This window comes from Pseudomonas sp. 3B-A001-10F, from assembly GCF_056313565.1.
Window position 1 is genome coordinate 12,406 of sequence record NZ_JBQYFW010000051.1, and the last position, 19,177, is coordinate 31,582.

At 60.9% G+C, this 19,177-nt stretch carries 18 protein-coding genes; 11 read left to right on the forward strand and 7 right to left on the reverse strand.

Features of this window, described 5'->3' with window-relative positions; all coding sequences use genetic code 11:
- Positions 1-16 precede the first annotated feature (16 nt).
- A complete protein-coding gene (locus AC0ZWN_RS27675; RefSeq protein ID WP_476337548.1) occupies positions 17-703 on the forward strand; it encodes an SDR family oxidoreductase in 687 nt (228 codons plus the stop codon).
- Between the two features lie 253 nt (positions 704-956).
- Positions 957-2,315: an 8-oxoguanine deaminase gene (locus tag AC0ZWN_RS27680; RefSeq protein WP_476337530.1), complete on the forward strand. Its 1,359-nt coding sequence runs from the start codon at positions 957-959 to the stop codon at positions 2,313-2,315.
- Between the two features lie 126 nt (positions 2,316-2,441).
- On the opposite strand, the gene AC0ZWN_RS27685 is transcribed toward AC0ZWN_RS27680, so the two are convergent.
- A complete protein-coding gene (locus AC0ZWN_RS27685) occupies positions 2,442-3,533 on the reverse strand; it encodes a calcium:cation antiporter (protein WP_099757917.1) in 1,092 nt (363 codons plus the stop codon).
- Positions 3,534-3,821: 288 nt separating this feature from the next.
- Here AC0ZWN_RS27685 and AC0ZWN_RS27690 point away from each other — a divergent pair, with 288 nt between their 5' ends.
- From AC0ZWN_RS27690 to AC0ZWN_RS27700, 3 genes are all read left to right on the forward strand, one after another.
- On the forward strand, positions 3,822-4,895 hold the full coding sequence (locus tag AC0ZWN_RS27690; RefSeq protein ID WP_099759385.1) for a BMP family ABC transporter substrate-binding protein: 1,074 nt from the start codon (positions 3,822-3,824) through the stop codon (positions 4,893-4,895).
- 141 nt (positions 4,896-5,036) lie between these two features.
- Positions 5,037-6,002: a 2-oxoglutarate and iron-dependent oxygenase domain-containing protein gene (locus AC0ZWN_RS27695; RefSeq protein ID WP_220557578.1), complete on the forward strand. Its 966-nt coding sequence runs from the start codon at positions 5,037-5,039 to the stop codon at positions 6,000-6,002.
- Positions 6,003-6,082: 80 nt separating this feature from the next.
- Complete coding sequence (locus tag AC0ZWN_RS27700; RefSeq protein ID WP_008082147.1) at positions 6,083-7,036, forward strand: adenosine deaminase; 954 nt, start codon at positions 6,083-6,085, stop codon at positions 7,034-7,036.
- A 121-nt stretch (positions 7,037-7,157) separates the two neighbouring features.
- On the opposite strand, the gene AC0ZWN_RS27705 is transcribed toward AC0ZWN_RS27700, so the two are convergent.
- The 3 genes from AC0ZWN_RS27705 to AC0ZWN_RS27715 form a co-directional block, all read right to left on the reverse strand.
- Positions 7,158-8,540 (reverse strand): MFS transporter, encoded by a 1,383-nt coding sequence (locus AC0ZWN_RS27705; protein WP_476337534.1) that lies wholly within the window; start codon positions 8,538-8,540, stop codon positions 7,158-7,160.
- Between the two features lie 141 nt (positions 8,541-8,681).
- Positions 8,682-9,416: an ArsR/SmtB family transcription factor gene (locus AC0ZWN_RS27710; protein ID WP_093430305.1), complete on the reverse strand. Its 735-nt coding sequence runs from the start codon at positions 9,414-9,416 to the stop codon at positions 8,682-8,684.
- 317 nt (positions 9,417-9,733) lie between these two features.
- A complete protein-coding gene (locus AC0ZWN_RS27715) occupies positions 9,734-10,663 on the reverse strand; it encodes a LysR family transcriptional regulator (RefSeq protein ID WP_093430303.1) in 930 nt (309 codons plus the stop codon).
- A gap of 119 nt (positions 10,664-10,782) precedes the next feature.
- On the opposite strand from AC0ZWN_RS27715, the gene AC0ZWN_RS27720 reads away from it, so the two are divergent.
- From AC0ZWN_RS27720 to AC0ZWN_RS27730, 3 genes are all read left to right on the forward strand, one after another.
- Entirely contained in the window at positions 10,783-11,076 is a 294-nt protein-coding gene (locus AC0ZWN_RS27720) for a putative quinol monooxygenase (protein WP_476337537.1), read from the forward strand.
- A 32-nt stretch (positions 11,077-11,108) separates the two neighbouring features.
- Complete coding sequence (locus AC0ZWN_RS27725; protein WP_476337539.1) at positions 11,109-12,122, forward strand: zinc-binding alcohol dehydrogenase family protein; 1,014 nt, start codon at positions 11,109-11,111, stop codon at positions 12,120-12,122.
- Between the two features lie 160 nt (positions 12,123-12,282).
- Positions 12,283-12,456: a hypothetical protein gene (locus AC0ZWN_RS27730; RefSeq protein WP_007914687.1), complete on the forward strand. Its 174-nt coding sequence runs from the start codon at positions 12,283-12,285 to the stop codon at positions 12,454-12,456.
- 6 nt (positions 12,457-12,462) lie between these two features.
- Here the strand turns inward: AC0ZWN_RS27730 and AC0ZWN_RS27735 are convergent, their stop codons facing one another.
- Both AC0ZWN_RS27735 and AC0ZWN_RS27740 read right to left on the reverse strand, forming a co-directional pair.
- Complete coding sequence (locus AC0ZWN_RS27735; protein ID WP_095114403.1) at positions 12,463-13,665, reverse strand: multidrug effflux MFS transporter; 1,203 nt, start codon at positions 13,663-13,665, stop codon at positions 12,463-12,465.
- An 88-nt stretch (positions 13,666-13,753) separates the two neighbouring features.
- The gene (locus AC0ZWN_RS27740; RefSeq protein ID WP_038360680.1) at positions 13,754-13,951 is read right to left on the reverse strand and encodes a cation transporter; all 198 of its coding nucleotides are present in this window, start codon (positions 13,949-13,951) and stop codon (positions 13,754-13,756) included.
- 147 nt (positions 13,952-14,098) lie between these two features.
- Between AC0ZWN_RS27740 and AC0ZWN_RS27745 the strand changes: the two genes are divergently transcribed.
- The 3 genes from AC0ZWN_RS27745 (at position 14,099) to cueR (ending at position 17,489) form a co-directional block, all read left to right on the forward strand.
- Entirely contained in the window at positions 14,099-14,482 is a 384-nt protein-coding gene (locus AC0ZWN_RS27745; protein ID WP_093430287.1) for a hypothetical protein, read from the forward strand.
- 203 nt (positions 14,483-14,685) lie between these two features.
- Positions 14,686-17,079, forward strand: coding sequence for a heavy metal translocating P-type ATPase (locus AC0ZWN_RS27750; RefSeq protein ID WP_476337542.1), 2,394 nt, complete (start codon positions 14,686-14,688; stop codon positions 17,077-17,079).
- On the forward strand, positions 17,076-17,489 hold the full coding sequence (cueR, locus tag AC0ZWN_RS27755) for a Cu(I)-responsive transcriptional regulator (protein WP_025111722.1): 414 nt from the start codon (positions 17,076-17,078) through the stop codon (positions 17,487-17,489). The genes AC0ZWN_RS27750 and cueR overlap by 4 nt, the downstream gene beginning before the upstream one ends.
- Here cueR and AC0ZWN_RS27760 read toward each other — a convergent pair.
- Positions 17,443-18,651, reverse strand: coding sequence for an MFS transporter (locus AC0ZWN_RS27760; protein WP_476337544.1), 1,209 nt, complete (start codon positions 18,649-18,651; stop codon positions 17,443-17,445). The genes cueR and AC0ZWN_RS27760 overlap by 47 nt on opposite strands.
- Between the last annotated feature and the right edge of the window lie 526 nt (positions 18,652-19,177).

Genomic DNA, 19,177 nt, shown 5'->3' on the forward strand with positions numbered 1-19,177 from the left:
TTCATCAAGGAAGCCCATCATGTCTGCAAAAAACGCACTGATCATCGGCGCCTCCCGAGGCCTCGGCCTTGGTCTGGTGAAAACCCTGCTGGCCGACGGCTGGCAAGTCACCGCCACCGTGCGCAATCCGCAAAACGCCGAGGCGCTGCAAGCGCTGGGCAAGGTGCGGATCGAGAAGCTCGACATGGATGACCAGCAAGCGGTGATCGCCCTGAGTCAGCAGCTCAAGGGCGAAACGTTTGACCTGATGTTCGTCAACGCCGGGGTCAAAGGCCCGGCGGACCAGACCCCGGGCGGCGCGACACTGGCTGAGGTCGGTCAGCTGTTTTTCACCAACGCGGTGGCACCGATCAATCTGGCCCAGCGGTTTGTCGGGCAGATCCGCGATGGCAGCGGCGTGCTGGCGTTCATGAGTTCCGGGTTGGGTAGCGTGACAGTGCCGGACGCACCGGAGTTGGCGCTGTACAAGGCGAGCAAGGCTGCGCTGAATTCGATGACCAACAGTTTTATCACGCAACTGGGTGAGCAGAAGATGACAGTGTTGTCGCTGCATCCGGGTTGGGTGAAGACCGATATGGGTGGCGAAGGGGCTGACCTTGACGTGGATACCAGCACCCGAGGCTTGGTCGATCAGGTGAATGCGTATACCGGCAAGGGCGGGCATCACTTCATCAACTACAAAGGTGAAACGATTCCCTGGTAAGCATACAAATCCCCTGTAGGAGTGAGCCTGCTCGCGATAGCGGTGTGTCGTTCAGCAAAAGTATTGCCTGATACACCGCTATCGCGAGCAGGCTCACTCCTACAAGGGACCGTGTTGTCCTGTCGGGTCGGGCTTGCCCGATGCAGCGATTTGTTTGAAACTGCGCACCTCGTCCTCGCGGCGACCCTGGATCAGCAGACAGGGCATCACTGAGCTGGCAACCCTGAACCCCATTTTCAGAGGAGCCGGCAACATGCCCGCGACCCGTACCTGGTTAAAAAATCCCTTCGCCATTTTCACCTCCAACGAGCTCGATGCCCGTGGCGGTCTTGTTGTGCAAGACGGTGTCATTGTCGAAGTCCTCGCCGCTGGCCAACAGCCGTCGGCGCCGTGCAATGCAGTGTTCGACGCCCGTGAACATGTGATCCTGCCGGGCCTGATCAACACCCACCATCACTTCTATCAAACCCTCACCCGTGCCTGGGCGCCGGTGGTCAATCAGCCGCTGTTCCCGTGGCTGAAAACCCTGTACCCGGTGTGGGCGCGCCTGACGCCGGAGAAACTCGCGCTCGCTACCAAAGTCGCTTTGGCCGAGCTGTTGCTGTCGGGCTGCACCACCGCTGCCGACCATCACTACCTGTTCCCGGACGGTCTGGAAAACGCTATCGATGTGCAAGTCGAAAGCGTTCGCGAACTGGGCATGCGCGCCATGCTCACCCGCGGTTCGATGAGCCTCGGCGAGAAGGACGGTGGCCTGCCGCCGCAGCAGACCGTGCAGGAAGGTCAGGTGATTCTCGACGACAGTCAGCGCCTGATTCACGAGTACCACGAGCGTGGCGACGGCGCGCAGATCCAGATCGCTTTGGCGCCGTGCTCGCCGTTCTCGGTGACCCCGGAAATCATGTCGGCCAGCGCCGAACTGGCGAACACGCTCGACGTGCGTCTGCACACCCACTTGGCCGAAACCCTCGACGAAGAAGATTTCTGCCTGCAGCGTTTCGGCCTGCGCACCGTCGATTATCTCGACAGCGTCGGCTGGCTCGGCCCGCGCACCTGGCTGGCCCACGGCATTCACTTCAACCCGGACGAAATCGCCCGCCTCGGTCAGGCCGGTACCGGTATCTGCCATTGCCCGAGTTCGAACATGCGTCTGGCCTCCGGCATCTGCCCGAGTATCGATCTGACTGACGCCGGTGCGCTGTTTGGTCTGGGCGTCGATGGTTCGGCGTCCAACGATGCGTCGAACATGATTCTCGAAGCGCGTCAGGCGCTGTACATCCAGCGCCTGCGTTACGGCGCCGAGAAGATCACCCCGGAACGCGTGCTGGGCTGGGCGACCAAAGGTTCGGCGAGTCTGTTGGGGCGCACCGACATTGGTGAGTTGGCGGTGGGCAAGCAGGCGGATCTGGCGTTGTTCAAGCTCGATGAACTGCGCTTCTCCGGTAGCCATGACCCGATTTCGGCGTTGCTGTTGTGCGGTGCCGATCGTGCGGATCGGGTGATGATTGGCGGCAAGTGGCGCGTGGTCGATGGCCAGGTTGAGGGTCTTGATCTGAAAGGCCTGATTGCCGATCACAGCCAGGCGGCTCGCCAGTTGATCGCAGGTACCTGATCCCCTCCCCATATGATCGTTCCCACGCTCTGCGTGGAAATGCATCTCGGGACGCTCCGCGTCCCAGCGGCGGACGCAGAGCGTCCATGGCGGCGTTCCCACGCGGAGCGTGGGAACGATCAATCATCAGAGACCGAGCAGGGACAACATGATGAACGTCGCAAACAGCACGAAGTGCGTCATGCCTTCGATGGCATTGGTCTCGCCGTCATTGAGGTTGATCGCGCTGACGATCAGCGTGATGAAGATCATCACCGTCTGCACTGGCGTCATCGCCATCTGAAACGGCTGGCCGGTATACAGCGCCATCGCTTCCATCACCGGCACCGTCAAAATCACCGTCGACAGTGACGCGCCCATCGCAATGTTCACCACCGACTGCATGCGGTTGGCCAACGCTGCGCGCAACGCGGTCAAAATCTCCGGCGCTGCTGAAATCGCCGCCACCAGAATCGCCGTGATCACCGGCGGCGCGCCCGTGCCTTCCAGGCCCAGATCGAGGGTCTTCGACATCACTTCGGCCAGTGCGCCGATCACCACAATGCCAAACACCAGAATGCCGATCGACAGGCCGATGCTCGGCGCATTCGTCTGCGCGTCCTGCGGTTCTTTCTTGCGGCGTTTGTCCGGGTAGCTGTAGCTGAAAAAGTAACTGTGCGGGCCGACCTGCATGCGCAGAAACAGCGCGTAAAGCACCACCATCGCGCCGATGGTGAACGCCGAATAAATCTTCCAGTTGGCCTCGGGAATAAACTCCGGCACCACCATCGACACCCCCATGGCGGTAAGGATCATCACGCTGTAGCTGCGCGCGGAATCGTCGTTGTAGGACTGCTCGCCATGTTTGATCCCGCCCATCAGTGCGGCGAGGCCGAGGATGCCGTTGATGTCGAGCATCACGGCAGAATAGATCGTGTCGCGCACCAACGTGGGCGACGCTTCGTTGCTCATCATGATCGCGAGAATCACCACTTCGACCAGCACGGCCGCAAGCGTGAGGATCATCGTGCCGTAAGGGTCGCCAACCTTTTCCGCGAGCAATTCGGCGTGATGGGCGACGCGCATCGAGGCTGCGACGATGAAGGCGATCAGCACCAGACCGCCGAGCAGCGCGACGATCTGGCCGCTGTGCAGCAGCCAGTGTTCCAGGGGATAGGCAACGCACGCGGCGATGACTGCCAGCAGCAGAAAGCTTTCTTGCTTGAGAATTGTGAGCATGGCGGGCCTTTTGCCGAAAGAGAGCGAATGAGCTACTGACTGCGGGGCGGCGCTAACGTTTCGTTACACCTTAGCGCACCAAGCGATGGCAGCTGGTTTCAGGCATGCACTTTTATCGGCCCTGCCGGCCCCTTCGCGAGCAAGCTCACTCCCACATTGAAATGCGTTCACCTGTGGGAGCGAGCTTGCTCGCGAAGGTCACACTGCGGTTTCGAAGGAGTTTGTTGTCCTGTTGGTCAGCAATTTGCATTGGCCCTGACCACACACAACAAAATGGAGTTCGAATTCATGCAAATACGTCCGCTGCACAAACTGCTGTGCGCCGCCCTCGGTCTGGGGATCAGCCTGAGCGCCAGCGCTGCCGATCCGCTCAAGGTCGGTTTCGTCTATATCGGCCCGATCGGTGACCACGGCTGGACGTATCAGCATGAGCAGGGGCGCAAGGCCCTCGCGGAAAAATTCGGCAATCAGATCACCACCAACTATGTGGAGAACGTCGCCGAGGGCGCCGACGCCGAGCGGGTGATCCGCAACATGGCCAAGGATAAATACGACCTGATCTTCACCACCTCCTTCGGCTACATGAACCCCACCGTGAAAGTCGCCAAGCAATTTCCCAAGGTGACCTTCGAACACGCCACCGGCTACAAGCAAGACAAGAACCTCGGCACCTATCTGGCGCGCACTTACGAGGGTCGCTACGTCGGCGGTTTCCTCGCGGCGAAGATGACCAAGACCAAGAAGATCGGTTACGTCGCTTCGTTCCCGATCCCCGAGGTGATCCGCGATATCAACGCGATTCAACTGGCCTTGAACAAGTACAACCCCGGCACCGAGATCAAAGTGGTGTGGGTCAACTCGTGGTTCGACCCAGGCAAGGAAGCCGATGCCGCCAACGCGCTGATCGATCAGGGCGTCGACGTGGTGTTCCAGCACACCGACAGCCCGGCGCCGATTCAGGCCGCCGAACGTCGTGGCGTGTACGCGGTGGGTTACGCCTCGGACATGGCGCATTTCGGGCCGAAAGCCGTGCTGACGTCGATCGTCAACGACTGGGCGCCGCATTACATTCAGGCAACGCAGAGTGTGATCGATCACAGCTGGAAACCTCAGGATTACTGGGGTGGGTTGAAGGAAGGCACGGTTGAACTGCCGATCAGCGACCTGGTGCCGGCACCGGTGAAAGCCGAGGCCGAGCAGATCATTGCCGATATCAAGAGCGGTGCATTGCAGCCGTTTACCGGGCCGATCAAGGATCAGGCCGGGGTCGAGAAAATCCCCGCAGGCGTAAGCGCGACCAATGCGCAACTGGCGTCGATGAACTATTACGTTGAAGGCATGAAGGCTGAGATGCCGAAGTAATCCCCCTGACCCCGATCGTTCCCACGCTCTGCGTGGGAATGCCGCCCGGGACGCTCCGCGTCCCTGCCAAAAGCGGACGCAGAGCGTCCATTGAGGCATTCCCACGCGGAGCGTGGGAACGATCACAATAGAGAATGCGAAATGGATCAGCTTCCGATCATCGATATCAGCCCGCTCTACTCCGCCGATGAAAACGCCTGGCCCGCCGTCGCCGCGCAAATCGACCTGGCCTGCCGCGAATGGGGCTTTTTCTACATCAAGGGTCATCCGATTTCAGCGCAGCGCATCGACGCCGTGCTCGATCAGACTCAGCGTTTTTTTGCCCTGCCCGCAGCGGAAAAACTCAAGATCGACATCACCCAGACCCGCCACCATCGTGGCTACGGCGCCATCGCCACCGAGCAACTCGACCCGAGCAAGCCCAGTGATCTGAAAGAAACCTTCGACATGGGCCTGCACCTGCCGGCCAATCATCCCGACGTGCTCGCCGAAAAACCGTTACGCGGGCCGAACCGTCATCCCGCGCAGACCGGATGGCCTGAGTTGATGGAGCAGCATTACCTCGACATGCAGGCCCTCGCGCAAACCCTGCTGCGGGCGATGACCCTCGCGCTAGGCATCGAACGCGACTTCTTCGACAGCCGTTTCAATGATCCCGTCAGCGTCCTGCGCATGATCCATTACCCACCGCGTCACACTGCCAGCTCCGCCGAGCAGCAAGGCGCCGGCGCGCACACCGATTATGGCTGCATCACCCTGCTCTATCAGGACAGCGCCGGTGGCTTGCAGGTCAGGAACGTGCGAGGCGAATGGATCGACGCGCCGCCCATCGACGGCACCTTCGTGGTCAACCTCGGCGACATGATGGCGCGCTGGAGCAACGACCGTTATCGCTCGACCCCGCACCGGGTGATCAGCCCGCTCGGCGTGGATCGCTACTCGATGCCGTTCTTCGCCGAGCCGCATCCGGACACCCGCATCGAATGCCTGCCGGGTTGTCAGGACGCAGAGCATCCGGCGAAATATCCGACGACCACCTGCGCCGAATTCCTGCTGTCACGCTTCGCCGATACCTACGCCTATCGCCGCGAGCAAGAAGCCGTGTGATGGATCGCTTGGTCAGGTTTTGCCAATTGTTTCGGCGAGCATCTGTAGAATGCCGTCATTGCACCTGATGAGAAAAGAATATGTACGACTGGCTCAACGCCTTGCCCAAGGCTGAACTGCACCTGCATCTGGAAGGCTCGCTGGAGCCTGAGCTGCTGTTCGCCCTGGCCGAGCGCAACAAGATCGCCCTGCCGTGGAACGACGTGGAAACTCTGCGCAAGGCATACGCCTTCAACAACCTGCAGGAATTCCTCGACCTGTATTACCAGGGCGCCGACGTATTGCGCACCTCGCAGGATTTCTACGACCTGACCTGGGCCTACCTGTTGCGTTGCAAAGCGCAGAACGTGATTCACACCGAACCGTTCTTCGACCCGCAGACCCACACCGACCGGGGTATCCCGTTCGAAGTGGTGCTCAACGGCATCGCCGCGGCACTCAAGGATGGCGAACAGCAACTGGGCATCACCAGCGGTTTGATCCTCAGCTTCCTGCGCCACTTGAGTGAGGAAGAAGCCGAGAAAACTCTCGACCAGGCACTGCCATTCCGTGACGCGTTTGTCGCGGTCGGTCTGGACAGCTCCGAGATGGGCCACCCGCCGAGCAAGTTTCAGCGCGTGTTCGATCGTGCCCGTCACGAAGGCTTCCTGACCGTCGCCCACGCTGGCGAAGAAGGCCCGCCGGAGTACATCTGGGAAGCCATCGATCTGCTGAAAATCCAGCGCATCGACCATGGCGTGCGCGCCATCGAAGACGAGCGTCTGATGCAGCGGATCATCGACGAGCAAATCCCGCTGACCGTGTGCCCGCTGTCGAACACCAAACTCTGCGTGTTCGATCACATGTCGCAGCACAACATCCTCGACATGCTCGAGCGTGGCGTGAAGGTCACCGTGAACTCCGATGACCCGGCGTACTTCGGTGGTTATGTGACCGAGAACTTCTACGCGCTGCATGAACATTTGGGCATGACCCAGGATCAGGCCAAGCGTTTGGCGCAGAACAGCCTGGATGCGCGACTGGTAAAACCCTAAGCAACACCGAAGTACCCATGTGGGAGCGAGCCTGCTCGCGAAGAGGGAGTGTCAGTTAACATTTTCGTTGAATGACACTCCGCTTTCGCGAGCAGGCTCGCTCCCACAGTGGGTTCTTTGTTCAGCCTGGGATTTGGGCTTCAGTCAGCTCTTCCAGGGTCTTACCCCGCGTCTCCATCCCGAACAACCACACCACCCCCGCCGCAATCGCAAAGCACGCCGCGCCCAGCGCAAACACCCCGCCCTGCCCGGTAATCGGGAACACCAGTCCGGTCACCAACGGCCCGAGCAGTGAACCCACGCGGCCAATCGCCGAGGCGAAGCCCGAGCCGGTCGCCCGCGCCGACGTCGGATAAAGCTCCGGCGTATAGGTGTAGAGCACCGCCCACATGCCGAACAGGAAAAACTGCATCAGCAACCCGGTGCCGATCAGCAGTGCCACGTTGCCGCCAAACACCGCGCTCTGCCCATACAGGAACGCCATTACACCTCCGCCGAGCAACGTCACGATGCATACCGGTTTGCGCCCCCAGCGCTCAACCAGCCATGCGGCCATGAGAAACCCGGGAATCCCGCCCAAGGAAATCAGCACCGTGTAATACACCGACTGCGTCACCGCGAAACCCGACTGTTGCAACAGCGCACTGAGCCACGACGTCAGCCCGTAAAAGCCGAGTAGCGCAAAGAACCACAGACTCCAGAGCATCGTCGTGCGCTGGCGATACTGCGGCGACCAGATCTGTTTCAGCGCCGCAAAGAAGTTGCCCGGCGGCGTCACGGTACGCGGCAATCGAATCGGTTCCGGCAACGCGGCACCGCCGAGCGACGAACGCACCCGCGCCTCGATGCCGTTCAACACCTTATCCGCAGCGTCATCGCGCCCCGCCTGCTCCAGCCAGCGCGGTGACTCGGGAATGAAAAACCTGATCGCCAGTACGAACACCGCCGGCACCGCCAAGACCAGAAAGATATCGCGCCAGCCAATCAGCGGCAGCAGAAAGTAGGACAGTACGCCGGCAGCAACGAAGCCGAGCGGCCAGAAGCCGTCCATCAACGCGATGTAACGTCCGCGGCGCTGCGCTGGAATCAGCTCGGACAGCATCGACTGGGCGATCGGAAACTCCATGCCCATACCGATCCCCAACAGGATGCGGAACAGCGTCAGCGTCTCGACCGTTTGCGCTGTCGAGCACAGATAACTGGCCACGCCCCACAGCACGATGCTCCACTGAAACACCGGTTTGCGCCCGAAGCGATCGGCGAGCATGCCGGACAGCGACGCCCCCAGCACCATGCCGAAAAAACTCGAGCTGGCGAGCAATCCCGCTTGCGCACTGCTCAGGCCGAACTCGGCTTTGATCGAGCCGAGCAGGAAGGTCATCATCGCCAGATCCATGGAATCGAAGAAAAACGCCAAGGCGATGATGATGAAAATGATCCGGTGATAACCGCTGATCGGCAGTCGTTCCAGACGTTCTGCAGCGCTGTAGCCGTGAGTCTCCATGCCACCTCCCCCCATCCGAAAAATATCCCCGGATCGAGTGTGCTTGATCGCGAAACGGCGTTCGTGCTGGATACGACCTGTTCGCAGTCGCGGGCGACGCCAGAAGCGCTTACGCAGTTCCGGACGTCGATTGCGAGTGCTCTACAACGCCATTTCCAGCTCGGTTTCCTTGGCAAAGCGATGCAGCTCCCGTTGGCCGGTGGCGGTCAATTGCAAAGCTCTCGAGTCGTTGGGCAGGGTCAGCCAGCCGGACTGCATGAACAACTGCAATAACGCGGCGCCGAGTGATCCCCCCATGTGCGGACGACGTTCGCTCCAGTCTGGACAAGCACACGCCACCTGCACGTTGCGATGGGCCAGCGCCTGAATGAACACGCCACGTCCAGCCAACAGTTTCGAACCCTTGTGGGTCACCACGACGCGTTGTTCGAGCTGTTCGATCCAGCCGGCATCGAGCAAGCGCTGATACAGGTCCGCCGCCAGCGTACCGCCGAGGTGGTCATCGCAAAAACGCGCGCGCAACAATGAGGACGGCGCGGTTTGCGGTTTGGCCATGGGGGTGGTGCGTTTGAAGACCTCGGGAATTTCCCGTGGAGCACTGGCGATGGTGGCGCTGGCCAATGCTTCTATCGCAGCACCGACCTCCGGTGCCGAGAGACGGAAAAAGCGTTTGCGACCACGGACTTCGACCTTCAACAGACCACCCGTGGATAGCCGCGCCAGATGCGCGCTGGCCGACGATGGCGACAGCCCTGCCAGTAGCGCAAGCTCCTCGGTTTGCCGGGCCGAGCCATCCATCAACGCCCACATCATCGCGCTGCGCTTGGGGTCGGCCAGCAACGTGGCGATCTGGCTGATGCAAGGTGCATGTTCCATGTGTTCACTCCCTGTTGAATCGTATCGTCTACTGCTCGGAGACATCTTGGCCGGTAATGAGTCATCGGCCAAGACGCGAAAATCGCCATGAACCGGGGCGAGGCAAGCCGCTGACGCAGCCTGCTCCGGCACAGAACCCGCAGCAGTTGCGCGACTGTCACTCGAAGACTGGCGACGCGGTGCGAGGGTCTCCGGGCCGGGGTGGCGGTGCTGGCATGAGGCGGGCGCTAGTATAAGCGGGTTAGCCCGCGCGTCCTGCGCCGGGGCCTGCGCAGGTGGTGATTGTTCCTGACAGAAATTTCTCTATTTACCTGCGACTAATGATCAACTTCCGAAAAAGCGGGAAATTGACTACTCACTTCAGCGCATCGGCTGGCGAGCATTTCCCTCAGAAGGTTCACCGGCTTACTCAATTGGGCGCGATGGGCGCACAACAAATTCAGCGGTGCGCGCTCACAAAGCAGCTCTGGCAGCAGCACTTTGAGCCGCCCGGCGAGCACATCGGCGCCCACGTCCAGCCACGACTTGTAGGCAATTCCGGCGCCGGCCACCGCCCACAGACGCACAACGTCGGCGTCATCGCTGAAACGGTCACCACTGACGGTCAGACCAACTTCACGTTTACCGTCATGAAAACTCCAATGGTCATGCACCCGGCTGCCGAGCATGTACAACAGGCAGTTGTGCTGGGCCAGTTGTTCGAGCTGCCGCGGTTCGCCGTGTCGGGCCAGATACGCCGGGGAGGCGCACAGCACACGGCGGTTGTGCGGGGCGATAGGCAAAGCAACCAGACTTGAGTCCTCCGGCTCGCCGTAACGCAAAGCGATGTCCACGGGTTGGCGGAACAGGTCGGCGATGCGATCGCCGAGCAGCAAGCGCACGGTCAGCTTCGGGTGCTCGCGCTGGAACTCGTCGAGCCACGGCAGCAACAGGTTGCGGCCGAAGTCCGAAGGCGCCGACAACTGCAAGACCCCACTGACCTGATCTTGTCCGCTGGCCAGCAAGCGCCGGCCTTCATCAAGGTTGCTCAGCGCCGCCCGCGCGTATTCGAGAAAGCCGTCGCCCTCGGCTGTCAGGCGCAGACTGCGGGTCGAGCGCGCGAGCAAGCGCGCCCCGAGCTGCTGTTCGATCCGTTTCAACGCCGCACTCGCCACGGCAGCGGACATGTCCATCACCCGCGCGGCTGCCGACAGACTGCCCAGATCCGCCGCCCGGACAAACAACTGCAAATCGTCAAAACGCAGCATGCTCAGCCTCGATTATCAAAAAAATATTGAAAGAGACTGCTCTTTTAGCCGGTTTTATCTCGCAGAGAAATAGCCAATCATCTCTCCATCGCATTCATCCCGCTTCTCTGGAGCCGAGCATGTCCCAGCCCTTCACCGCTATCGCCACCCTGACCGCCAAACCCGGCCAACAGGATCTTCTCGAACAAGGCCTGCGCGCCCTGGTTGAACCGAGCCGCGCCGAAGACGGTTGCAGCCAGTACGATTTGCACCGCGACCTCGCCGATCCGCAGGTGTTTTATGTGATCGAACACTGGGCCAGCGAAGCGATTCTTGAGGCGCACAACGCCAGCGCGCACTTCCAGCATTTCCAGGCAACGGCTGGCCACACCATCGAACACTTCCAACTCAAGCGCCTCGGCGCGATTGTCTGATTCCTTCTTCTATTACCTGTACGGAGCCACTCATGAAAGCCATCGCCTATTACGCTTCACTGCCGATCAGCGACGCCAAGTCCCTGCAAGACATCGAACTGCCAGAACCGCTCGCCGGCCCACGCGACGTGCTGGTGGAAGTCAAAGCCATTTCGGTCAACCCGGTCGACACCAAAGTGCGGCAGAACGCGGCACCGGAAAACGGCGCGGCGAAAGTGCTGGGCTGGGACGTTGCCGGTGTGGTCAAGGCTGTTGGCAGCGAAGTGACGTTGTTCAAGGCCGGCGACAAAGTCTTTTACGCCGGCTCCATCGCCCGTGCCGGCGGCAACAGTGAGCTGCACGTGGTGGATGAGCGCATCGTCGGCCATATGCCGAAATCCCTCGGTTTTGCCGAAGCCGCCGCACTGCCGCTGACCGCGATCACCGCATGGGAGTTGTTGTTCGAGCGCCTGCAAATCCGCGAAGGCAATACCGATGAAGGCCAGAGCCTGCTGATCGTCGGTGCCGCCGGCGGGGTTGGCTCGATCCTGACGCAATTGGCCAAGCAACTGACCGGCCTGAAGGTGATCGGCACCGCGTCCCGCGAGCAAACCCGCGATTGGGTCAAAGAACTGGGCGCCGACCTGGTCATCGATCACAGCCAGCCGCTGAGTGAAGAACTCAAGCGCGCCGGGATCGACAGCGTGACCCACGTCGCCAGCCTGACCCAGACCGACCAGCACCTGGATCAACTGGTCGAAGCGCTGGCGCCGCAAGGCAAACTGGCGTTGATCGACGATCCGAAGTCGCTGGACGTGAGCAAGCTCAAGCGCAAGAGCCTGTCGCTGCACTGGGAGTTCATGTACACCCGCTCGCTGTTCGAGACGCCAGACATGATCGAGCAGCACAAACTGCTCAACCGCGTGGCGGATCTGATTGATGCCGGGACGTTGAAGACCACGGTGGGCGAGCATTTCGGCACGATCAACGCGGCGAACCTGCGTCGCGCCCATGAGCTGCTGGAAAGTGGCAAAGCCAAGGGCAAAATTGTTTTAGAAGGTTTCTAAAAAACCGCACAGCGCAGCCTTCGCCGAACCTAGAGCGGTCGGCGGGGCTGCGCTGTTTTTTGCCGTCAGTCCGATGCTTGACCCTTGTCACAATTGCGATCGTATTCAGGTCTACAATCGAAGCCTCTGCGATACATCTTTTACGCAAGGGAGGTCAGCAATGAAGATCCTGATAAAAGAAGTGGCAAAGTCTCAATGGCAGGTTCGTCTGGACCAACACGCCGTGACATTCCGCAGTGAAGCCGAAGCACTGGCCTTCACCCGCACCCTCGAAGCGCGGCTGTGCGCACCCCATCAGATTCCCGACCGCAGCCAGCAGCGCGCCGCCGGCTGAGGTTATTTATGCCTCGGCCTGAGCTTGCGCCAGTGCCCGGGCATTCTGCAGACGGCGGGTGAGCAGCGCCACGCACACCACCAGCAAACCGCACAGGCTGATGACCATGGCCATCGGCACGGCGGTGCCGTCGTGCAACACCCCCACCAGTGCCGAAGCGCCGGCGGCGACACTGAATTGCATGCAACCGAGCAACGCCGAAGCACTGCCGGCCCGTGCGCCCTGCCCGTTCATCGCGCAAGCGGCGGCGTTCGGGCTGATGCAACCCAGGCTCGATACGCAGATGAACAGTGGAATCAGCAGCGGCCACAAGGATTCGGTGTGCATTGCGCTGACCGCGAGCAACGCCAGCCCGGCGGCGAAGTAAACCCACACCGCCCGCGACAGCAGGAACGCCGGGCCGCGCTTGGCCAACATCCGCGCGTTGACCTGCGCGACCAAAATGAACCCCGCCGCGTTGGTGCCGAACAGCCAGCCGAAATGCTCGGCCGGCACGCCGTAAAGTTTGATGAAAATGAACGGTGAACCCGCGATGTAAGCGAACATCCCGGCGATGGCGATGCCGCCGGTCAGGGCATGGCCGAGGTAAACCCGGTCCTTGAGCAAGCGTCCGTACTGGCGCAGTGCGCCGGACAACGGCTGGCGCGGCATATGCGCCGGCATGCTTTCCGGCAGACCCAGCGCCACGGCCAACCCGGCCAATGCGCTGAAGCCGGTCAACACCAGGAAGATCGACTGCCAGCCTGTGGTGTTGACCAGCAGACCGCCAAGCATCGGCGCCAGAATCGGCGCCAGGCCCATCACCAGCATCAATTGCGAAAAGACTTTCGCCGAACCGACTGCGTCGCACTTGTCGCTGACTACCGCCCGGGAAATCACCATCCCCGCACAGCCGCCCAACGCCTGGACAAAACGCGCACCGATCAGCCATTCCAGGTTTGGCGCATAAGCGCAGGCCAGCGACGCCAAAGTGAACAGCGTCAGACCAACGAGCAACGGAATACGTCGGCCGAAGCGGTCCGCCACCGGACCATAAGCCAGTTGGCCAATGGACAGACCGGCGAAATACGCCGCCAGCGTCATCTGCACGTGTTTCTCGTCGGTGCCGAACGCCAGCGCCATCGAGGGAAAGGCAGGTAAATAGAAGTCGATCGCCAAGGGCCCGAAGGCGGTCAAGGCACCGAGAATCAGAATGGTACGGAAGTTCATCAGGCATCCAGGTTGGCAAGTCGGCAGCCCGACAGTCTAGCCGCGCCCGAACGCCTTGAACATTCCGATAGCTCGCTAACGATCAAATTCAGACGAGCTTCACCTCATATCCTTCCTCGCGGATCGCTTCGATGACCTGATCAGCACTCATGGCGCTTTCGACGCCGACCTCTTTAGCCGCCAGATCAACCCGCACACTGGCCGCTGGATCCCTGGCCTGCACGGCGTTGGTGATGGCTTTGACGCAGTGACCGCAGGACATGCCTTGAACGTTGAACACTTGCATGGAATGACTCCTTTGAGTGAGGTTGCCGGCAGTCTCGAGCTTGCCACGATGGCAAGGTCAAGTTCTTCAATAAACTGCCGGGCTGGCAATCGGCGTCGCGCTCGGCCAAGCTGCGTACATCAATGACTCGATTCAGGAGATTCAGCCATGCGCTGGTCAGCTTTCAGCCTGTTTGGCTTTCTCAGCCTCTTTGCCGCCGTCCCTCAAGTGCAAGCTGCTGGCGAGGATTATGCGGTGCTGATCATTTCCCGCGAGCGCCTGGAAGTGTCGACTTCTTGCGAGATCGGCGTGTACATCCAGGATCAGCTTTCGGCGCGGCTGCTGCAGGAGCAAAGCATTTCCTTCAACCTGCCGCCGGGCACTGTTTCGCTGCGCTTGAAGTTGCTGCCGGGACAGGTCGCCGGTTGTAACCCGGGGATGCTCGCGCCGGGGTCGCAGGAGATCAAATTGCATGCCGGTGATGTGCTGAAGTATCGGTTGGCGATGAATTCGGAAGGCGTCTACTTGAAACGCGCCGATCTCGAATATTAAGTAAGTCGGGATCGTTCCCACGCTCCGCGTGGGAATGCAGCCACGGACGCTCTGCGTCCCGAAGCGTGACGCGGAGCGTCACAGGAGGCGTTCCCACGCAGAGCGTGGGAACGATCAGATCTTTTGCTTTTCAGATTGGCGCTTGACCTTGCCCGCATGGCAAGGTTGATCCTTGTAGGCATCTACTACAGGGAGTACGACCGATGTCCGATTCCATCACGTTCGATCTGCCGATTGCCGGCATGACCTGCGCCAGTTGTGCCGGGCGTGTCGAGCGGGCCTTGAGCAAAGTCAGCGGTGCCAGTGCCGTCAGCGTCAACCTCGCCACCGAGCAGGCCCGCGTACAGGCACCGGGCGACAGTCTGCCGGCGTTGCTGGACGCGGTTGAACGCGCCGGTTACAGCGTCCCGCAGCAGGCTATCGAATTGAATATCGAAGGCATGACCTGCGCCTCCTGCGCCGGTCGCGTCGAGCGCGCCTTGAACAAAGTCCCCGGTGTGAAAAGCGTCAGCGTCAACCTCGCCAACGAACGCGCCCACCTCGAATTGCTCGGTCAGGTCGATCCGCAAACCCTGATCGAAGCCGTCAGCAAGGCCGGTTATTCGGCCAGCATCTGGCAAGCCGAACATCCACAAACCGATAACCAACAACAGCGCCTGAAACATGAACGCTGGGCGCTGATCTGCGCTATCGCCCTCGCCCTACCGTTGGTGGCGCCGATGTTGCTGCAACCGTTCGGCATTCACTGGATGCTCCCGGCCTGGGCGCAATTCGCCCTCGCCACGCCGGTGCAGTTCATTTTCGGTGCACGTTTTTATGTAGCGGCGTGGAAAGCCGTGCGTGCCGGAGCGGGCAACATGGACTTGCTGGTGGCCCTCGGCACCAGCGCCGGCTACGGCTTGAGTCTTTACGAGTGGGCCACCGCCGCCGGGCGCATGCCACATCTGTATTTCGAAGCGTCGGCGGTGGTCATTGCCTTGGTGCTGCTCGGCAAATACCTGGAGAGCCGCGCCAAACGCCAGACCGCCAGCGCCATCCGCGCGCTGGAAGCATTGCGTCCGGAGCGGGCGATTCAAGTCATCGACGGTCGCGAGCAGGATGTCGCCATCAGCGCCTTGCGCCTGAACGATCTGGTGCTGGTGAAACCCGGCGAGCGTTTCCCGGTCGACGGCGAAGTCATCGAAGGCCAGAGCCACGCCGATGAAGCACTGATCAGCGGCGAAAGCCTGCCGGTACCGAAACAACCCGGAGACAAAGTCACCGGCGGCGCGATCAACGGTGAAGGCCGCTTGCTGGTGCGCACCCTGGCGCTCGGCGCAGAAACCGTGCTGGCACGGATCATTCGTCTGGTTGAGGACGCTCAAGCCGCGAAAGCACCGATCCAGAAACTGGTGGATAAAGTCAGCCAGATCTTCGTGCCAACGGTGTTGCTGATCGCGTTGGTGACACTGATCGGCTGGTGGCTCTACGGCGCCCCCATGGAGACCGCGTTGATCAACGCCGTCGCGGTGCTGGTCATCGCCTGCCCGTGTGCGCTGGGGCTTGCCACGCCGACGGCGATCATGGCCGGCACCGGCGTAGCGGCGCGTCACGGCATTCTGATCAAGGACGCCGAAGCGCTGGAACGCGCCCATGAAGTCAGCAGTGTGGTGTTCGACAAAACCGGCACGCTGACCTCCGGCACGCCGCGCATTGCCCATTTCAGTGCAATGGATGGTGATGAAGACACGCTGCTGAAACTGGCAGGCGCCCTGCAACGCGGCAGTGAACATCCGTTGGCCAAAGCGGTACTCGATGCCGCAGCGGAACGAGGCCTGAACGTACCGGATGTCAGCGACAGTCAATCGCTGACCGGTCGCGGCATTGCCGGCAATCTTGAAGGCCGGCGTCTGGCGCTGGGCAATCGGCGGATGCTCGAAGAAAGTGCTTTGAACGCGGGCAACCTGAGCGAATCTGCCCAGACTTGGGAAGCCGAGGGCCGCACCCTGTCGTGGTTAATCGAGCAAAGCCCGGAACAGAAAGTGCTCGGCTTGTTCGCCTTCGGTGACACCCTGAAACCCGGTGCACTGGAAGCCGTGCAGCAGCTCGCCGCCCGCGATATCCACAGCCATCTGCTGACCGGCGACAACCGTGGCAGTGCGCGCGTGGTCGCCGAGGCCCTCGGTATCAGCAATGTCCACGCCGAAGTGCTGCCAGCGGACAAAGCCGCGACCGTCACCGAGCTGAAAAAAACCGGCGTGGTCGCCATGGTCGGTGACGGCATCAACGACGCCCCGGCCCTCGCCGCTGCCGACATCGGTATCGCCATGGGTGGCGGCACCGATGTCGCCATGCACGCGGCGGGCATTACCCTGATGCGCGGCGATCCACGGTTGGTGCCGGCGGCGCTGGAGATCAGTCGCAAGACCTACGCGAAGATCCGCCAGAACCTGTTCTGGGCCTTCGTCTATAACCTGATCGGCATTCCGCTGGCGGCGTTCGGCTTCCTCAACCCGGTGTTGGCCGGTGCAGCGATGGCGTTGTCGAGCGTCAGCGTGGTGAGCAATGCGCTACTGTTGAAAACCTGGAAACCCAAGGACCTGGAGGAACACCGATGAACATCGGTCAAGCGGCCAGACACAGTGGCCTGAGCGCGAAAATGATCCGCTATTACGAGTCGATCGGCCTGCTCAAAGCGGCGCATCGCACCGACAGCGGTTACCGGGTCTATGGTGACGATGACCTGCATACGCTGGCGTTCATCAAGCGCTCGCGGGATCTGGGCTTTTCCCTGGAAGAGGTCGGCAAACTGCTGACCCTCTGGCAGGATCGCCAACGCGCCAGCGCCGATGTCAAAGCCTTGGCCCGCCAGCACATCGACGAGTTGAACCAGAAGATTCGCGAGCTCGGCGAATTACGCGACACCCTGCAAGACCTCGTTGAGCACTGCAACGGCGACCATCGCCCCGATTGCCCGATCCTCAAGGAGCTGGCGTCGGGCTGCTGCGCGCAACCTGCCCGCGCTTGAATGCCAGAGCTTTCACCAGCAACAACGTACTGAGCGGAATGCCGTGGAACAGCATGACCACGGCACCCGGCGTCCACCACGCGTAGAAAGGCGCGGCGATCAGCATGCCGATACCGAACCCGGTCATTTGCAGCAAAGTCAGCACGCTGAAAATCGGCAGGCGCAATTGCTCGGGTTCACGCTGCAGACGCGACATCAGCCCGACCTCGGAAAAGCCGTCACCCAGCCCTGCCGGCAAGGAAAACAGCAACAGCGCATAGAGGTTGTGTTGCTGGAACATCAGGATAAAGCCACAGGACATCAGCGCCACACCGAAGAAAAACCGTCGTTCGAGGTGGATGTTGTCCGAGCCTTTGAGACGGCTGGCGATGCGCGCACCGAGGAGCTTGCCGCTGGCCCACACTGCGAGCATCAGGCCCAGCGTGGTACTCGCCGACTCCGGGGTGAGCAGTTTGGAGATGATCGGAAAGCCGACGTTGTGCGCGGCGCTGCCCAAGGTGTCGGCCATGGTCACTGCGAGCATGGCGGCAATCACCGGCGCAGAACGCAGGCCTTGCTTGAGCGCTGTCCATTCGCCGCGTTCCGGTGCGTCGTTGACGGTTGCGGGTGCGAACCGCAGCGGCACAATCAATAACGCGGCCAGCAAATAGGTCAGCGCATTCAGGGCGAACACCGTTTCAAAACCAAACCCCGCTACCAGCAAACCTGAAACCAGGCTGCCACCAACCATCGCGGCGGATGAAGCCGAGGTGATCCAGGCATTGGCCTTGAGCAACTGATCGGCGTGGATCAAACGCGGCAACTGGCTGTTGAGGCCGATGGCGAACATCGAGTTTCCCAGGCCCAGACCGAAGGCGATCACCGGCAACAGCAAGGCCTGTTGGCTGACGGGCACGATCAACAACAGACCGAGCACGCTGGCGCGCAGCAGGTCGAAGGCGATCAGCGGTGCGCGTCCGCTGCAACGACGGTAAAACGCGGTGCCGATCAGACTGGCAAAAATCCCCCCGCCGACGCGACTGGCGAGAAAGATCCCGACGCTTATTGCGCTGTTGCTCAGCAGGTAGACGTAGGTGGCCAGCGCGACCATGTTGAGGAAGGCGCCGAAATCGGAGATCAGTCGAGCGGTGACGATCAGGTGGGTGTTGCGGGGGGTGGTCACATTCAGTCCTTGAGTGTGGTTGGAGCGGTGGACAGTAGACTTGAATTTGCGTTGATCCGAAAGAGCCCCTCACCCTAACCCTCTCCCAAAGGGAGAGGGGACTGATTGGGGGATGCTGTGGAGATACGCCGACCTGAAATTTCTTTACCGAATCCAGACAAGTCCAAATGCTGACCTCATCCAATCCATAATCGACTCGTTATTTCAGGTCGATGAAATACGCCAGACACCTCGGTCGGCCCCCTCTCCCTCCGGGAGAGGGGGCTGATTGGGGGATGCTGTGGAGATACGCCGACCTGAAATTTCTTTACCGAATCCAAACAGGTCCAAATGCTGACCTCATCCAATCCATAATCGACTCGTTATTTCAGGTCGATGAAATACGCCAGACACCTCGGTCTGATCTGGTCAAACGATACTGGACACGGTTATAGGGTTTAGGTCATTTCTCATGCTGCCAAGGCTTCCATTGCTACCGGAGTCCGATATCCGTTGTGACTGTGCAGCCTGATCCGATTGTAATAAT

Excerpts from the sequence above, each read along its gene's own strand:
- AC0ZWN_RS27680 (WP_476337530.1), top strand. The coding sequence starts at position 957 with ATGCCCGCGACCCGTACCTGGTTAAAAAATCCCTTCGCCATTTTCACC.
- AC0ZWN_RS27685 (WP_099757917.1), bottom strand. The coding sequence starts at position 3,533 with ATGCTCACAATTCTCAAGCAAGAAAGCTTTCTGCTGCTGGCAGTCATC.
- AC0ZWN_RS27690 (WP_099759385.1), top strand. The coding sequence starts at position 3,822 with ATGCAAATACGTCCGCTGCACAAACTGCTGTGCGCCGCCCTCGGTCTG.
- AC0ZWN_RS27695 (WP_220557578.1), top strand. The coding sequence starts at position 5,037 with ATGGATCAGCTTCCGATCATCGATATCAGCCCGCTCTACTCCGCCGAT.
- AC0ZWN_RS27700 (WP_008082147.1), top strand. The coding sequence starts at position 6,083 with ATGTACGACTGGCTCAACGCCTTGCCCAAGGCTGAACTGCACCTGCAT.
- AC0ZWN_RS27705 (WP_476337534.1), bottom strand. The coding sequence starts at position 8,540 with ATGGAGACTCACGGCTACAGCGCTGCAGAACGTCTGGAACGACTGCCG.
- AC0ZWN_RS27710 (WP_093430305.1), bottom strand. The coding sequence starts at position 9,416 with ATGGAACATGCACCTTGCATCAGCCAGATCGCCACGTTGCTGGCCGAC.
- AC0ZWN_RS27715 (WP_093430303.1), bottom strand. The coding sequence starts at position 10,663 with ATGCTGCGTTTTGACGATTTGCAGTTGTTTGTCCGGGCGGCGGATCTG.
- AC0ZWN_RS27720 (WP_476337537.1), top strand. The coding sequence starts at position 10,783 with ATGTCCCAGCCCTTCACCGCTATCGCCACCCTGACCGCCAAACCCGGC.
- AC0ZWN_RS27725 (WP_476337539.1), top strand. The coding sequence starts at position 11,109 with ATGAAAGCCATCGCCTATTACGCTTCACTGCCGATCAGCGACGCCAAG.
- AC0ZWN_RS27730 (WP_007914687.1), top strand. The coding sequence starts at position 12,283 with ATGAAGATCCTGATAAAAGAAGTGGCAAAGTCTCAATGGCAGGTTCGT.
- AC0ZWN_RS27735 (WP_095114403.1), bottom strand. The coding sequence starts at position 13,665 with ATGAACTTCCGTACCATTCTGATTCTCGGTGCCTTGACCGCCTTCGGG.
- AC0ZWN_RS27740 (WP_038360680.1), bottom strand. The coding sequence starts at position 13,951 with ATGCAAGTGTTCAACGTTCAAGGCATGTCCTGCGGTCACTGCGTCAAA.
- AC0ZWN_RS27745 (WP_093430287.1), top strand. The coding sequence starts at position 14,099 with ATGCGCTGGTCAGCTTTCAGCCTGTTTGGCTTTCTCAGCCTCTTTGCC.
- AC0ZWN_RS27750 (WP_476337542.1), top strand. The coding sequence starts at position 14,686 with ATGTCCGATTCCATCACGTTCGATCTGCCGATTGCCGGCATGACCTGC.
- cueR (WP_025111722.1), top strand. The coding sequence starts at position 17,076 with ATGAACATCGGTCAAGCGGCCAGACACAGTGGCCTGAGCGCGAAAATG.